14 protein-coding genes are annotated in these 16,994 nt (G+C 40.8%); 11 read left to right on the top strand and 3 right to left on the bottom strand.

Annotated elements, in window-relative coordinates; translation table 11 throughout:
• Positions 1-8: 8 nt before the first annotated feature.
• Entirely contained in the window at positions 9-1,043 is a 1,035-nt protein-coding gene (locus tag RM552_RS11080) for an SMP-30/gluconolactonase/LRE family protein (RefSeq protein ID WP_311368906.1), read from the bottom strand.
• 65 nt (positions 1,044-1,108) lie between these two features.
• Positions 1,109-4,378, bottom strand: coding sequence for a S41 family peptidase (locus RM552_RS11075; protein ID WP_311368905.1), 3,270 nt, complete (start codon positions 4,376-4,378; stop codon positions 1,109-1,111).
• Positions 4,379-4,512: 134 nt separating this feature from the next.
• Between RM552_RS11075 and RM552_RS11070 the strand changes: the two genes are divergently transcribed.
• From RM552_RS11070 to RM552_RS11030, 9 genes are all read left to right on the top strand, one after another.
• On the top strand, positions 4,513-5,631 hold the full coding sequence (locus RM552_RS11070) for a bile acid:sodium symporter family protein (RefSeq protein ID WP_311368904.1): 1,119 nt from the start codon (positions 4,513-4,515) through the stop codon (positions 5,629-5,631).
• 110 nt (positions 5,632-5,741) lie between these two features.
• On the top strand, positions 5,742-7,385 hold the full coding sequence (locus RM552_RS11065; protein ID WP_311368903.1) for a diguanylate cyclase domain-containing protein: 1,644 nt from the start codon (positions 5,742-5,744) through the stop codon (positions 7,383-7,385).
• A 210-nt stretch (positions 7,386-7,595) separates the two neighbouring features.
• The gene (locus RM552_RS11060; protein WP_311369278.1) at positions 7,596-8,858 is read left to right on the top strand and encodes an amidohydrolase; all 1,263 of its coding nucleotides are present in this window, start codon (positions 7,596-7,598) and stop codon (positions 8,856-8,858) included.
• 120 nt (positions 8,859-8,978) lie between these two features.
• The gene (purE, locus tag RM552_RS11055; protein ID WP_311368902.1) at positions 8,979-9,470 is read left to right on the top strand and encodes a 5-(carboxyamino)imidazole ribonucleotide mutase; all 492 of its coding nucleotides are present in this window, start codon (positions 8,979-8,981) and stop codon (positions 9,468-9,470) included.
• Positions 9,471-9,477: 7 nt separating this feature from the next.
• A complete protein-coding gene (locus RM552_RS11050; protein ID WP_311368901.1) occupies positions 9,478-10,629 on the top strand; it encodes a 5-(carboxyamino)imidazole ribonucleotide synthase in 1,152 nt (383 codons plus the stop codon).
• 10 nt (positions 10,630-10,639) lie between these two features.
• Positions 10,640-11,119: a copper chaperone PCu(A)C gene (locus tag RM552_RS11045; protein ID WP_311368900.1), complete on the top strand. Its 480-nt coding sequence runs from the start codon at positions 10,640-10,642 to the stop codon at positions 11,117-11,119.
• A gap of 134 nt (positions 11,120-11,253) precedes the next feature.
• Entirely contained in the window at positions 11,254-11,811 is a 558-nt protein-coding gene (locus RM552_RS11040; protein WP_311368899.1) for a sugar O-acetyltransferase, read from the top strand.
• 24 nt (positions 11,812-11,835) lie between these two features.
• Positions 11,836-13,407 (top strand): phage tail sheath family protein, encoded by a 1,572-nt coding sequence (locus tag RM552_RS11035; protein ID WP_311368898.1) that lies wholly within the window; start codon positions 11,836-11,838, stop codon positions 13,405-13,407.
• A 95-nt stretch (positions 13,408-13,502) separates the two neighbouring features.
• On the top strand, positions 13,503-14,162 hold the full coding sequence (locus RM552_RS11030; RefSeq protein WP_311368897.1) for an SOUL family heme-binding protein: 660 nt from the start codon (positions 13,503-13,505) through the stop codon (positions 14,160-14,162).
• Positions 14,163-14,215: 53 nt separating this feature from the next.
• On the opposite strand, the gene RM552_RS11025 is transcribed toward RM552_RS11030, so the two are convergent.
• Positions 14,216-14,536: an Mpo1-like protein gene (locus RM552_RS11025; RefSeq protein ID WP_311368896.1), complete on the bottom strand. Its 321-nt coding sequence runs from the start codon at positions 14,534-14,536 to the stop codon at positions 14,216-14,218.
• A 156-nt stretch (positions 14,537-14,692) separates the two neighbouring features.
• Here RM552_RS11025 and RM552_RS11020 point away from each other — a divergent pair, with 156 nt between their 5' ends.
• Entirely contained in the window at positions 14,693-15,568 is an 876-nt protein-coding gene (locus tag RM552_RS11020) for a tetratricopeptide repeat protein (protein WP_311368895.1), read from the top strand.
• 93 nt (positions 15,569-15,661) lie between these two features.
• Positions 15,662-16,960: an adenylosuccinate synthase gene (locus RM552_RS11015; RefSeq protein WP_311368894.1), complete on the top strand. Its 1,299-nt coding sequence runs from the start codon at positions 15,662-15,664 to the stop codon at positions 16,958-16,960.
• Positions 16,961-16,994 lie beyond the last annotated feature (34 nt).

Raw genomic sequence — 16,994 nt, 5'->3', positions numbered from 1 at the left:
ACTGGGCATTACGGTAAATCATAAACCGCGATGCCGCTATTAGTAAGAGAGCCCATGATGAGTTTTCCATCGTGTTCTACTGCGCTTGTGATTAGTGTGTATTTGGCGGGAGTTTGTAAGTTATTTACGACCTCGCCTTGAGTATTAACGCTAATGACAAAACCATAACCGTCTGTTGGAGCAAACATTTTGGTGGGGAATGCTCCTATAATTCTGCGTACAACAGGCCACTCAGAGAGTGATTCTATTCGCCAATCTCGCATGGTCACTAAACCTACCCAAAACTTATCTTTGCCATTGTAGCTAATATTGTCGGGCATAGCGGGTAAACTATCAATAAACACCTCTGTTTCGCCAGATTTCGAGCCTTTTAGGTAATGTTTGAGCAATCTTGCTCTGCCCGTTTCGGCAATAATCATATATTCGTCGTTAGGCCCCAAAGCGAGACCATTGGCAAAAAATAAATTATCTACTACTAAACTTACTTGTTTCGTATCGGCAGAGTATTTAAGGATCCTGCCGGTTGAGCTTGCTTCAATAAAATCTAGAAGGTGCGTTTCGAGCTTGAATCGAGTGCTTGCATCAGAAAAATAAATATCACCGCTTTTAGCTATATCGACATAATCGACTAAGAGCATGTCTTGGCCTTCAAATTGGCTTGCTAATACTGTGATATTTCCGTTTGGCGAGAGTTTTATTAACCCTTTGAGAGCATCTGCGATTATCAGATTGCCGCGCTTATCGAATTTTAAACCGAGGGGGCGGCCGTTTGTGTTAGCGATGATTTCGGCACTGGTTATATCATTTTGCTTTCTATCCGAAAGGCTCATATCCATACGACTTATATCAATACGGACTATGTCACCGTTGGCTAAACCAGTGTATACCTTGCCGTCGGGGCTAACCACGACGTCTTCTGGGGCCTTTATAGATTGCCGATATAAAACATGGGCATTGTTTAACAGGGTATTTTGAGTAAAGTCACCATTTAAATCCTGCATAGGATCGGTTTGCCAATTAATAGGCCGTACTGGTGATATCAAATAAAGTAATATCACCAGTACCATTATGAGGCTAATTGTGTGAATCGCTAGCTTTTTAACGATGATTAGCGACCATTAGGCAATATATCATCGGCGGCTTGTTCTACCGGTCCAAATGGCAAGCTATTGAATTCAGGAATAGGGTCAGTTTTCATTTTTTCTTCAAGGTATGCGATGGCGGCTGCCAGCTGTGCATCTTGCCCTTTGAACGTAGCGTGGGGTAAATTAGTGACCTCAATATCAGGTGAAATACCTCGCCCTTCGGTTAACCAACGTCCGTCCATGGAATAAACCGGAAATTGGGCTACTCTTGCTATGCCACGGTCGCTTACCTGATTGCCACCGCTTAACCAAACACCCGCGCCCGCGGTTTGTTTGCCAATTACGGTCCCTAAATCAAGTGCTTTTATACCCGCGGTAAACGTTTCGCCATCGGAGTAGGTAAATTGGTCAGCTAATACGACCAAGTGACCCCGGAAAGCACCTTGCATATTGGTGCCTTTATCACCATTTGGATACTGCCAAAATGACCATGCTCTGCGTAATAATTTTTCTATTATAACGCTATCAATATTACCGCCTCGATTGCGTCTCACATCTATGATTAAGCCTGGTTTTTTATATTGAGCGTAAAATTCACGAGCAAAGTTAGCAAGATCGTTACCCCCCATTGCATATAAATGCAGATAGCCAATATCTTGATTAGTCTCTTCTACTTTTGAAGCATTTCTCACTACCCAATCTTGATATCTATATCGCAAATCTCTAAAAGCGTTGGCTGGCACAACCACTGTTTGGAGCTTTTCCTTGCCTCTCACTAAATCGAGCAGCACTTGTTGCCCACTTTGATTTAAAAGTGCTGTATACAGGTGGCTTAAGGTCGTTATTTTTTGTCCATTTATGGCAGCTATAATATCGCCATTTTGAGCGTTTACGCCTGGTTGAGCAAGAGGCGAAGCTTGGCTTAATAATTCGGGGTCGCTGGCGTAAATTCGATTTATTTGAACGCCGGCCTTTGTGCTAGAAAAACTAGCTCCTAAGGTACTCGCATTTGGTGCATTCGGGTCGTCATTGATTTCGCCTCCCCTTACTTGGGAATGCAAAGCATTGAGTTCACCCATCATTTGTTCAAAAATATCATTAAGCTCTGAACGCTCATTAACGCGTGCCAAAAGGGGCATATATTTTTGTTTGGTGGCTGACCAATCAATGCCACGCATGTTGGCATCAAATAAGCCGTCTCTATGCATTAACCAAGCGTCTCTAAATATTTGTTGCCACTCTATTTTCGGATCTATAGTAAGTTGCCATGCGCTAGTTTTTACTTTTAGATTAGACGCATCTTTTGGAAAGCTAGGTTTTGCTGGTACTACCGTAAATGAAGTGCCAGCGCGTCTACCTTTTTGTACCAGCAGCGTTTTGCTGTCGCTCGACAATTGTATATCAGTGACACCCTTGGTCAGGCTTTTTAGGTCGATGTCATTTTTAAACGCTAATGCATAGAGTTCTTCATCTGCTAGCAAATAAAGTGTCGACTCACTCGCTAACAAACGCACATAATTACCAGCAGGAATATCGACTTGCCATAAATCATCGAAATTTTTCTCGAGGTTTATTTCAATCTCTTCTTTATTGTCTTTCTCGTTGTTATCTTTTTCGGATGATTCTTCATCATTATTTGTAGTTAACTCAGTGTTAGGTGCAAAAGGGAATTTAGCGTCATCTTGTAAGGCAACGGCAAAAAGCTGAGTGCGTTTATCAAAAGCGGGCCCCATATTGCGATCTCCCCAAGGGTATCCTGGGTTTGCTGTAAATGATCGCTCGGATAAAAAATACAACCATTGCATGTCGTGGCTAAAGGCCGGTGAGTACGAGCGATATTTATCAGAGGTAAGTAATTTTGTTTGGTTTTTCGCTATATCAACAAGTGCAATTTGAGAGCGGTCTACGTTGACTGCAGAATAATTGAAACTTAGATAGCGGCTGTCGCTTGAAAAAACCAATCCACTAACACCCCACGACAAGTTATCAATGACTAAGGTGCTTGCTAAGCTGTCTAGATCTAAAAGCCAAAGTTTACCTGACTGTTCACTATAGGCTAATTGTTTGCCGTTGGGCGATAGCCACAAACCTCTTTTCAACCCAGTACTGCCTTTTGTCAGTTGTTTTGCACTAGATTTTCCGCTGGCGTCAAACTGCCATATTTCATAATCACCGCTAATATCGCTGACGGCATAGACATACTTTTGGTCTTTACTTAAAATCGCATTGCGGGCTCTAGCGCTTGCGTCACTTTCAACATTCACAATACGAGACTCGTCAGTACCTGCAATAGCAATTCTTCCACGAGCAGTGATCACGGTTTTGTTGTTGCTATTTCCCACGCTTACATGCTCAAAATAGTTTAAAGGATTTTTAAGGTAACGCGTTCGGCTGTCTACAAAGTCAGACTGCAAAGTAATATTTGGCATTATTGTTGTGCCATTATTTACATCGTAAATTTTGATGTCAGCACCATGCTGAAAGGCAATACGGTTATTGTGTATACTAGCTTTACGCACCGGCCAATCTTTGTATTTAGTGTGTTGTATTAATTCATCACCCTCAATAGTCATCGACCAAATGTTATCTATTCCGCTTTCGTTACTAACAAAAAACACACGACCCTTATAAAACATAGGTGTATGAGCTGAGCCTTCAAAGTTTTCTGTAAGCGGTCGGGCTTCATTTTTTTCTTTTAAATTAAATGCCCATAATTCGCCTGCTGCACCGCCTTTGTAATGGTTAGCGTTATCAGTAGATACTTGTAAACCATGTTGAACAAATAGTAGAGTATTACTTGATGTGTCTACACTGCCTTCAATGGCGTCTGAAAGGGGTAAAATGTTTTGCACCAGTGTATTGACATCGACAGTTCTTAACTCCCAACTGTTGTGCATGCCCAATTCTGTCATGGTACTAAAAAGTAGGGTGTCTGAATCAAGCCAGCTATGAAGCTTAGTTCTGGCATTTTCAAATGTCACGCGCTTGGCAATACCGCCGGATGTTGGCATTACATATACTGCAGGCATATTATGATAGCTTGCTATGAAAGCAATTTTGCTGCCGTTTGTCGAAAAACGCGCTCCTAATTCAATATTGGGGTGACTGGTAAGACGTTTTGCCGCTTGATTGGAATTAATGGTTGTCATCCATAAATCACCTTGAGAGGTGAATATGAGTTTTTCACCATGAATGTTTGGCGCTCTGAAATACGCACTTTCTTTAGAGTTGCTTGCAAACCCAATAAACAGCAAAAAAGTGATAAAAAAACAATAAAAGAAAAACCGGTTCATATTAGGCCTCAGTATATATAGTGGAGCGGAGAATATTTCACTAATCATAAACTAACATAATCTAAAAAAATTGAATAACAAGTTTGTTAATGCTTTGCTATTCTCTTACTAAATGGGAAATAATTAAGCATACTATGACTTTACATGTTAATACTAAGATAACTAAACTATTACCAATATTGGCGGGGCTTTTGGGGCTGACAAGCGCAGTACTCATGGTGTTAGGACAGTGGGAGATAAGCGGCCCATTTGTTATTGCTTTTTTCTTAGCCTTGGTACTCTTTTTAAGAAGTACAACGCACTTTTCAGGATTTGCATTTACCTTTGTTATTTTTGCAGCAGTTGCCGCATCTTTGTATTATCCGAATATATTTATTGGTGTAGGGGAGTTTGAGTTTAAAGGTTTAATAGTCCCTTTACTTATGATCATTATGTTTGGTATGGGCACATCCATGAGCCTGCAAGATTTTGTGCAAGTAGCCAAAATGCCAAAAGGGGTATTTATTGGGTTGGCACTCCAATTTACGATTATGCCAATCGTCGGATTTGGTCTGGCTGTAAGTTCAGGACTTCCGCCAGAAATTGCTGCTGGCATTATTTTGGTCGGTTGTTCGCCAAGTGGTTTAGCGTCAAATGTTATGGCTTATATTTCGGGTGCTAATTTGGCCTTGTCACTTTCATTAACGGCTGTATCTACCATGTTGGCACCTTTTTTAACACCTTTGTATATGTCGGTTTTAGCTGACCAATTTGTTCCGATTGATGCAATGGCTATGTTTTTAAGTATTAGTAAAATTGTGTTGCTCCCCATTATAGCAGGCTTAATTTTTAATCGTTTATTGCATGGTAAATTCCCAATTATTGATGCGCTTATGCCCAAAGTATCAATGATTGGTATTGCAGTGATTATTACTATAATTACTGCTGCAGGCAGAGATAGCCTGTTGAGTATTGGTCTAATTTTAGTGGCTGTAGTGTTACTCCATAACCTTTGTGGGTATTTATTAGGTTATTGGGGGGCCAAACTGGCGCGTATGGATGACGCGTCATGTCGTACCATTGCCTTTGAGGTTGGCATGCAAAATTCAGGTTTAGCTTCAGGTATAGCACTTGAGATGGGCAAAGTAGCGAGTATGGGGCTTGCACCTGCAGTATTTGGACCTATGATGAATATAACGGGTTCGTCCTTGGCGGCATGGTGGAGAGGAAAACCCGATGAATCAGACAAACTAGTTGATAAAGAATCTGCTTAGAGCGCTTTTGTTGTAGTGTTTTAATTGTAGAAAACATATCTTACTTTCGATTTATTGAGCTTTTGTTGTAATAAACAGCAATCAATGTCAAAACACACTATAGTTAAGATATGCTACTAAAACACAAAATAAATATATTTATTGCGATAACGGCCTTTTTTTCGGCCTTTGTCGCATTTTCTGCTGCCATATGGGTGCTAGATAACTATTTAGCCGCGCGAGATAAAGAACAACGCCAAGCAGCGATTGTCACTATCAAACAAGATATTGAAGTATTTGACCGTATTCTCGCCGTAGTCGAAGAAAAATGGGCTGATGAGCTTCAAATATCTCTCCGCAATTTGGCAAAAGATCTATTTGCAGCAGCCCCAAACAAGATAGACATATCTAATGAATTGTTAAGGCAATTACGTACTAAACATCAATTGTCTGATGTCCACCTGATTAACACAGACTTGGTGGTATTCGATAGCACGTACCTGCCTGAAATTGGCATAGATATGAAAGGCTATAGCGATAATTATACAGCCAATTTGGAAAGACTGATGAATAACGGTGAGTTTTTTACCCATCGTGTCTCGTTGTCGACAGAGACAGGGGATCTTAAAAAATATGCCTATTACAGCCATCCTGGTTCTAACATCATTGTGAATGGCGACTTAGATATCAAAAGCCGATTTGATAAGGGTAAAAACGATGAAATTGCTGATTATTTGTTTGGAGACTACATACAAAAATTAGCAGGTAAATATAAAACTATCAATGAAGTGGATGTCTTTATTGTCAGCCAAGTGGATCAATGGTCTTTGTTTAAGCAAGGCACAAAGATAGACGAAAAAATCGCGCGAAATTTATACAATGGCATAGACGTGGAAATACCGCACAACGCATATATTGCTCCCATTCTAATGCAGTCATACGATGAAGTAGGTTTAAAAGCATTTCTACTGATAGAGTTTAATAATTCTTTGTTAGAAAATACAAAGTCTAATTTGCTTTGGATCATGCTTTTAGTTGCGCTTTGGGTCATGGTTTTTGTTTATGCGTGTCTAAGGTCTGGAGGTAAAGCATTAATAGTGGACCGTTTTGCTAGCCTACTCGAACAAATAAAAGCGAATGGTGATGTTCAGAATGTAGCAATTAAGATATCTGGGAATGATGAGCTTAATCAGCTTGCCCTCAGCATTAATGACATGATGAAACGCATTAAAAAAGAACAGGCCAAAAACAAAAAACTCGTTGATATATCTTTGCAAGATAGCCTTACTACTTTAGCAAATAGGCGTTGGTTTGATCAAAAAATAACATTAGAGTGGAGCAGTGCAAAGCTCACTAATAGCGATTTTTCAGTCTTAATGATTGATGTCGATTTTTTCAAAAAATACAATGATTTATATGGCCATTCATCGGGTGACCGGTGTTTACGCAAAATCGCTACAATATTAAAAACAGTTATGTCTCGGCCAACCGATTTTATTGCCCGATACGGTGGTGAAGAGTTTATTTGTATTTTACCCAACACCGACCCGGCAGGAGCGCGAAAGATAGCTGACGAGATTCTCAAGGCGGTATCTGATGCAAAGATTATTCATGAAAACTCGACTGTACATTCCACTGTTACAGTGAGTATTGGCTGCTTCAGTACTACCGGCGATGCTAAATTAGGCGTTGGCAACATTATCGAAGAAGTCGACAAACTCTTGTACTTGTCAAAAAATCGTGGTCGTAATTGTGTGAGTCAAAACACTCACTAAGGGGAAAAGCCCTTCTAAAGAAAAGCTCAGATAATTAAGCATAAAAAGTCGTCTTGAAAAATTTAGCCTTACCGTATAGATTGGCTTAATCTTCTTATCTGATCTATATTTATAGGCCGTTTGGGCAGGTTTATCTGATGCCTATGAAATTGTCTTAGGTCTAAAAACAACAAAAAGGACAGGTCTATGCGTTTAATATTTATTTTTTTGATGGCTATTAGTTTTACCTCATTTGCCAATGATCCCATCGCGCAAAAAGCCGCTGATATAGAGTCTCAGGTGATTAAATGGCGTCATCATTTACATCAATATCCTGAATTATCCAACAGAGAGTTTGAAACTGCGAAATATATTGAAAAACATATGCGCGCGCTCGGGTTGGAAGTACAAACAGGTATAGCCATTACTGGTGTTGTTGCCGTGCTAGATTCGGGAAAGCCTGGGCCTACAGTTGCATTAAGAGCGGATATGGATGGTTTACCCGTTAAAGAAGTCAATGATTTACCCTATAAGTCAACCCAAACGGGTGAACTTGAGGGAAACACGGTTCCTGTTATGCATGCTTGTGGTCACGATACGCATGTGGCCATGTTAATGGGTGCTGCTACAATATTAACCGAAATGAAAGATGAATTAAGGGGTAAGGTCAAGTTTATTTTTCAACCAGCTGAAGAAGGTGCTCCTGCAGGTGAAAAAGGTGGCGCGGAAATAATGGTTAAAGAAGGCGTGTTGAAAAATCCGGACGTTGACGTAATTTTTGGTTTGCATATAAGTGCCAATACAGACGTTGGCAGCGTACGATATAAACATGGTGGCATAATGGCAGCTGTGGATCCCTTCAAAATTGTTATTAAAGGTAAACAAGCGCATGGCGCATATCCATGGAAAAGCGTTGATCCAATCACTACAGCCGCGCAAATAATAATGGGCCTACAAACTGTTGTTAGTCGAGAAATAAAAGTGATAGATGATGCCGCCGTTGTTACTGTTGGGTCAATTCATGGCGGAAACCGGTCAAATATCATTCCATCGGAAGTTACTTTGGTTGGTACCATCAGAACACTTAATAAAGCAGCAAGAGAACATATGTACGAAGCTGTGCCGCGCAAAGCCAAGTTAATTGCCGAAAGTATGCGGGCCACGGCAGAGGTCACCTTGCCACTTGACTATAATTACCCTATCACTTTCAATGATCACGACTTAATGGATCAAATGTTACCGACTTTAGTGAGAACGGCGGGGCAAGACAAGGTGATTAATTCTAAAGCGGTAACTGGAGCAGAGGATTTTTCATTTTTTCAAGAGCAAGTGCCAGGCGTCTATCTATGGATAGGAGGCAAGCCACTTGATGTTCCAGAAGCTGAATCACCCGCGCACCATACGCCAGAGTTTTATGTTGACGATTCAGGCATGAAGCTAGGTGTGAAACTGTTAACAAATATGACTCTTGATTATATGGCAGCTAGTAACTGACCCTAGCGCTTTTTAGTCAATTCTCGTATAATCCCGCTTCTTTTTTTCTAGCGTGTAAACAATAGGCCTATTTTCTTGGGCTTGTTGTTGTCGTTGGTATTAATAACCGTAGGTAGTGTTATGACACAAGTGGCAATAGTAATGGGGTCGCAATCTGACTGGCCAACTATGCAAAAAGCAGCTCTTATGCTTAAAGAACTAGGTGTAGAGTATAAAGCACAAGTTGTTTCTGCGCATAGAACACCTAATTTATTGGTTGAATTTGCAGAGGGCGCATCGGAAAATGGCATTCAAGTCATTATTGCTGGTGCTGGTGGAGCCGCTCATTTACCGGGCATGATAGCCGCGCATACGCATTTGCCAGTATTGGGCTGCCCGGTGCGCTCTAGCCAATTGAGTGGTCTAGATTCTTTATTATCGATTGTGCAAATGCCAAAGGGTGTCGCTGTGGGAACCTTAGCGATAGGTGAAGCAGGCGCAGCAAATGCTGGCCTCATGGCTGCGCAAATTGTAGCTCTTCAAAACACTAATGTACGAGATAACATCGTCGCTTTTAGAGCAAAGCAAACCGAAACCGTGCTAGCCAATCAACGTTTAGAATTGGACGAATAAATCAGTCATGAAAGTATTAGTATTAGGGGCAGGCCAGTTAGCTCAAATGATGTATTTAGCGTCAGCGCCTCTTGGTGTTGAAGTGATGGCGGTAGACGTCAAAGACAACAAGATTGTTAATCCATTGAGTAAATCCCCCTATGCTATCGATCTGGAATTTGCCATTTCTGATGCCAATGCCATTACAGCCGAGTTTGAACACATTCCTGAGAAACTGTTAGCCTTGGTAAATGATAGCGGTAAATTTTTTCCGAATGTGAATTCAATTCTGGCGGGTGCTGATCGCGTTCGCGAAAAGCAATTGTTGGATGCATGTAAGGTTGCCAACTGCCAATACAGAATAATTTCTAAACTAGATGATTTACAAAATATTACGGCTGACCTTGGGGAGCGGATAATCTTTAAAGCCAGTCGAGATGGCTATGATGGCTATGGCCAGTGGCGCATGAAGTCTGAGCAAGACCTTGAGAGTTTAAGCCAGATTTTTGAACAGTTAGACCTACAAGGTGTGCCTTTGGTTGCTGAGAGAATGGCTGACTTCACACGTGAAATATCGGTCATTGGAGCGCGTGATAACAACGGAAATATTGCGTGTTTCGACATTGCAGAAAATTTACATCATGAAGGTCAGCTTCATTTGTCCATTGCCCCAGCGACAAAGTTATTAAGTGATACAATTGAGCAAGCGCAGTCGATATTTACTACGATAGCTGAAGCTCTTGACTACACAGGTATTTTAGCAGTTGAGTTATTTGAAATGCCAAATGGTTCATTATTAGTGAACGAAATTGCACCAAGAGTTCATAATTCAGGGCACTGGACCCAGCAAGGTAGCGATACTTGTCAATTTGAACAACATATCAGGGCAGTTTTGGGTTTTCCTTTGGGTAGTGTTCAAAGACAGAAAGTAACTGCTATGGTTAATATTATCGGTTGCACCAGCTTCAGTAGAGACTTAATAAGTATTCCTGGTTGTCATTTGCATTGGTATGGCAAGTCATTACGAGAAAAAAGGAAGATGGGCCATATCAATGTTGTTGCTGATTCTTATCAAGATTTGGCCAGCAAACTAGCACAACTCAGCCAATATTTACCAAGTGAGTATTTTCCCTTGTTGGCTACCCAAGCTGAGAAACTAGAATTGCTAGAAGAAAATTGAAGGACGAAAAATGAAAACTATTTTAGTGTTTTTTATGAGTTTTTTAGTATGTAGTACTTTTGCCGCAGAGCACCATGCAAGCAAAATGGCAGATCAAGTCAAGATTGATAATGCCTGGGCTAGAGCGACATTTGCTTTAGCTAAAAGCGGGGCAGCATACATGACCATAAATAACATATCAGCAAAAGAACTGCGTTTGGTTTCGGTAAGCGTGTCGGAGTCAGTCGCGAATGATGCTCAATTACATCACACTATCATGAAAGACGATGTAATGAGTATGCAGGAGTTGGATGATGGCGTGGTGGTTGATGCTTCTTCTGGCGTTGAGTTTTTACCCGGTGGTAAACATATTATGCTTTTAGGGCTCACGGGTCCTTTGCTTGCCGGAGAGTCATTGGTGCTAACATTCACCTTTGAAGATGAGAGTATTCTCAATCACACTTTTGCCATTAAAGACGCTACTAATGCACCTAAAAGCATGTCGCATTGAGCATTTAAGAGACTTTTGTTAAGGGACTCAATACACCATTCAAGTATGCACTGATGCTTTAAACGGTAAAGTGTTGCGTTTGTCCGCTAAGTAATAATAGACTGTTGTCAAGGATAGCTGAATAAGTCGACAACATGAGTGAGCTAAGTGAAAAGCAAAAGATGCTGGCAGGTGAGGAGTATTTTCCAAGCAATAAAGTGTTGCAGCAAGAACGCTTTCTTGCCAAAACTCGCTGTCATGCATTCAATACTGCTGACCCTAAAAATCAAAAAACAGCACTAAAAGCTCTCCGGTCTTTATTTGGTTCAGCTAGTTACTTCTGGCTTGAACCAAGCTTTAATTGCGACTACGGCTACAACATTCATTTAGGAAAAAATTTTTATACAAACTATGGAGTGGTGATTTTAGACGCCGCTCCTGTCTGCATTGGCGATGATGTATTACTCGCCCCTCATGTTCTTATTTCAACCGCGACTCATCCGCTTGACCCACTTAAACGAAAAAAAGGCATAGAAACCGCTCACCCGATTACTATTGGTAACGGGGTGTGGGTTGGAATGGGCGCAAAAATTTTACCCGGAGTTACAATTGGCGATAATGCGATAATTGGCGCTGGGGCGGTGGTTAACAAAGATGTATTGGCTAATACTGTTGTAGCAGGAGTTCCTGCAAAACTGATTAAACACATCTAATTCTAACTCAATAAGGATAATGTTATGCCTTCTTTTAAAAGGCCCGGTGTTTATATTCAAGAAGTTAACACAATACAAAGTATAGCTCAGGTAGAGACAGCGATTCCGGCCTTTGTTGGTTATACAGAAAAGCATAATAATAACGGTAGAGATGTGCTAAATAGAGCAATCAGAATAAGTTCCTTTTATGAGTTTGAACAAATTTTTGGGGGCACGCCAGAGCATATCTTTAACCTGTCAAGCGCAGGAGCCACAAGCGTTCGCCTTGCTAAACGTCGCTTTAGTTTAGACTTTGTTTCACCTGTATACCGTTTGTTTGCCAGTATGAAACTATTTTATGCAAATGGAGGTAAAGACTGTTATGTTGTTTCAGTTGGCGCTTATCAACATCAAAAAATTGCACAAAACTTAGTTAAAAAATCATTTCGAAGGGCAAAAATTAGTAGCAACGTTTCGATACCAGCCAGTCAGGGTATAAACCAAAACGCCTTAGAGTCAGGTATTGCCATATTGGAAACGCAAGCGGATGTGACCATGCTTGTAATTCCAGATGCGATTTCGCTGGACGAAGCAGATTGCTTTTCTCTGCAACGCAATATGTTGCATCATTGTGGTCATATTACCAAAAACCGAGTCGCGATTTTTGATGTTTTCGAGGGGTACAGCAATAATAATTCCCTTGAACGTTTCCGTAACGCTATTGAGAATGGGCCTGGTGCAGAGTTTTGTGCGGTTTATCATCCTTGGCTAAAAACGACAGTTTTCGATACCAGCGAAATATCTTTTCAAAACTTAACTCAACATTCGAGAGAAATTCTAGGAAAATCGCTTAGTTCAACGCTTGGGTCTGGAAGAGCCATGAAAAGGGTGGATATAGCCGCACTTACTGCAGCTATTTCAGGGCCGTTAACTAAGCAACTTATTAAGCCCAAGATATCGGCAGACCAAGCACACAGAATACTCTTGAGTATTAGTAAAGACTACGCTCAATTAATATCGGCTATGTGCGAGAATGTGAACCTTTTACCACCTTCTTCAGCTATTGCTGGTGTTTACACGCGCGTCGACGAAACCAGAGGAGTATGGAAGGCGCCTGCAAATACCAGGTTAAATTTAGTGAAAGCGCCAGCCTTTGTAATTGATGATAATGAACAAGCGGATTTAAACGCCCCTGCAAATGGAAAATCGATTAATGCGATACGCTCGTTTATTGGCAAGGGAATATTAGTTTGGGGAGCCAGAACATATCAAGGTAATAGTAATGATTGGCGGTATATAAGCGTGAGGCGAATGCTAATCATGATAGAGCAATCATTATTAGCAGGCTTGCGGCAATTTGTTTTTGAGCCTAATAATGCTAATACATGGTCAACCATGATCAATATGATAGAAAACTTTTTACATCAACTTTATCAACAGGGTGCGTTTGCCGGCTCAAAAGCCAGTGATGCTTTTGGCGTAAATATAGGCTTGGGCCAAACGATGACGGTGGCCGATATTGAGGCAAATCAAATAAAAATTGAAGTATTTGTAGCGCCAGTAAGGCCGGCTGAATTCATTGTGATGCGACTAGTGATAGAGTTACAGGGACAATAATTACAAAATGGTAATTAAAAATAACGCCGTTTTTTGTACTTAATGTCTAATTGCACGTATACACAATTATCGTGAACTTACAGAAGCCTGACGTTGTGAATATCAAATTAATCTGTCTTTCGGTACTTATTGTATCTCTTGTGGTCTTTGGGTCGGTAACGGGCTGCTCTATTTTAGGTGACAACGGTGTCGAGTCTGCGCCGTATACCCTCATCTTGGATGATGACGCTTCCGCAATTGAAGTACGTAATTATGAATCAATGATCCTTGTTTCAGCAAGTATGGAAGGCGACAGTAGGAATAACGCTTTTCGCAAACTGTTTAAGTACATTACGGGCGAAAATAAGGGTAATAATGAGATAGCAATGACAGCGCCAGTTTTTATGCAAGCGGATGATGATGTAAAAGAAGGCCTAGAAATAGCGATGACCGCTCCCGTGTTTATGGATCCTGCAGGAAGCGAAGCAATGATGTCATTTGTGATGCCAGCGGAGTTCACACTAGAAAGCACGCCCATCCCAAATGACCCAAGTGTTGTGGTTAGTGAAGTAAAAAATTATAAAGTGGCTGCGATTAAGTTTGCTGGTACCTTAAGCGATAGAAATGTTGCAGCTAAAACAAAGGTATTGAAAAAATGGATACAAGATAACGCTTATAATATTGCCAGCGAACCTGTCATGGCTGGCTATAACGGGCCACTTACTTTACCCATGTTCAGGCACAATGAAGTTTTGATTCAAGTTAAGAGAAAATAAGCGCTAATATAAAACTAAATATTTATGATGTGAAAAAGCACCAGTACCCAGCATTATTGCTGTTGGGAAAACGAGATTTTGCCTAATAGTATGTCTTTAAACATAACCCAATCTGCCCAGAAACTGTAAAGAGGATAGGTAAAGGTAGCCGGTTTGTTATGTTCGTAAAAAAAATGACCAACCCAAGCAAAACCATAACCTATTACAGGTATTAGGAACAATAACGCGTAGTAACTTGTTAATACGCAATACGTGACCAATACAAGAATGAGAAATGACCCGACAAAATGCAACATTCGACACGTGTTGTTTTGATGTTCACTTAAATAAAATGGATAAAACTCAGCAAAGCTGTTGTATTTTTTTTCAGGCATAGTGGCTCTTTATAAAATGGCAGTGTGTGTCAAACCTTAATATCGACAATTTAACAACATAAATCACAAATACACAAACAGCAGTTGCAAAAAGAATTCGAATCACCATAATTTATATTAGATGATCACTAATTAACAAGGCTTGTTCACTTACCTATGCAAGATATACACACGCAAGAGAATACTCAAGAAAATATAATACAATTAACGCCCGAAAATTTTCGACCAGTCATGTTAGAAGAGTCGGCTAAAAAACTAGTTGTGGTATATTTTTGGGCGCCTTGGGATGAAGCCTCACTTGCTCAACAGAGCGTTATAGAGCAATTTGCCAATCAATACCCTAACAATATCTTGTTAGCGACTGTCAACTGTGAAGAACAACAAGAAATAGTTGCTCAATTTGGAGTGCGCGGTTTGCCTACTACTATGCTTGTTAAAGATGGACAACCCGTAGATGGATTTTCCGGGCCACAAGATTTACAACAATTAGAAGAAACATTTGCTAATCATCTTCCTAAACCAGAACAAGAGCTATTTGAAAAAGCCCAGTTGTTAGTGCAGGAAAATAATCATCAAGAAGCATTTGGCTTGCTTAAGCAGGCTTATGCGATTACTCAAGATATAGCAGAAATTACTATTGCATATGCAGATACCGCGATTGAAACTGGTAATATTGACCTAAGTAAGAGTTTGATATCTTCTATTGGTTTAGTTGATCAAACTGCAGAATATCATGCAGTAATGGGTAAAATAGAATTAGCAGAAAAAGCCTCTGAATCACCTGAGTTGTTGGAGCTGCAAGCGAAATATGCGAAAGCACCAGACGATCTGCAAATAAAAGTGGAACTCGCTGTAGCATTGCAGCAGGCGCACAAAACAGAAGAGGGACTAACACTTCTGTTTGATGTGTTAAAAACAGATTTAAACTTCGGTGAAGCGAAAAAAACAATGTTAGATATTATCAATGCATTACCCGACGGTGATAGTTTAAAATCGGTTTATCGACGCAAAGTGTATAGTCTTCTATATTAGTCCAATTTTGTCAGTATTTAATTGAAATCAGAGTGGTCAGATGGCCCCCTTTTTTGATAACATTGCCGCCTAATTTATTTATTATTTATATTCATGGCTAAAAACGTTGTAGTGCTTGGCACCCAATGGGGTGACGAAGGCAAAGGAAAGGTGGTTGACTTACTCACAGAAAAGGTCAGCTATGTTGTAAGATATCAAGGCGGCCATAACGCTGGCCATACGCTAGTGATAGATGGCGAAAAAACAGTTCTTCATCTTATTCCCTCAGGTATTTTGCGAAGTAATGTTACTTGCATAATTGGCAACGGTGTAGTCCTTAGCCCTGAAGCATTGCTGAAAGAGATGAAGATGCTTGAAGATAGAGGTGTTCCCGTCAAAGAGCGCCTTAAAATTAGCGAAGCGTGCCCTCTTATTTTGCCTTTTCATATTGCTTTAGATGTGGCACGAGAACAAGCTCGTGGCAAAAAAGCGATTGGCACTACCGGCCGAGGTATTGGACCTGCATACGAAGACAAAGTGTCACGTAGAGGTTTGCGCGTTGGTGATTTGTTTAATGCAGAAGATTTTGCCATCAAGTTGAAAGAAGTTATGAGATATCATAATTTCATGTTGAGCGAATACTATGAAGCAGCGCCCCTCGATTATGATGAGGTATTAGCCCAAGCATTATCAGTTGCTGACTTATTGAAGTCAATGGTAGTTGATGTAACCGACATGCTTGAAACCGCTCGTTTAAATGGTCAGGCTATCATGTTTGAGGGGGCTCAAGGCACCTTGCTTGATATTGACCATGGTACCTATCCTTATGTCACTAGTTCTAACACCACCGTTGGTGGCGTGGCCACAGGCGCCGGTTTTGGTCCGCTACATTTGGATTATGTGCTGGGTATTGTTAAAGCGTATACCACACGTGTTGGTTCAGGCCCTTTCCCGACCGAGCTCGACTGTGATGTAGGCCAGCACCTGGGCGTTAAAGGCCATGAATTTGGTGCTACTACAGGTCGTAAGCGCCGCACGGGTTGGTTTGATGCAGTTGCTGTTAAACGTGCAGTGCAACTTAATTCAATAACCGGGTTTTGTTTAACTAAACTGGATGTACTAGATGGTTTGGAGTCACTTGCTATTTGTGTTGGATACAAAGATGCGGCCGGTGAGGTGAGCGAAGTTCCGCCTTTAGCTGCGGAAGGTTATGACCTCATTACGCCCGTGTATGAAGAAATGCCAGGGTGGCAAGAAAATACTTTTGGTGTCACTAGTAAAGAGGCTTTACCTAAAGCTGCACTTGACTACATCGCCAGAATCGAGGAATTGACCGGTGTACCCGTGGATATAATTTCAACAGGCCCAGATCGCGCTCATACTATGGTGTTGCTGGACCCTTACGAAGACTAATTATTCGAGCAAATATGGTTTGGGGCTATGTAAA

Origin of the sequence: Glaciecola petra (assembly GCF_031846345.1) — a bacterium.
In the GTDB taxonomy this organism is placed as follows: Bacteria; Pseudomonadota; Gammaproteobacteria; order Enterobacterales; family Alteromonadaceae; genus Glaciecola; species Glaciecola petra.
The sequence above is the reverse complement of the archived record's forward strand: the minus strand, read 5'-3'. Positions and strand labels throughout refer to the sequence as shown.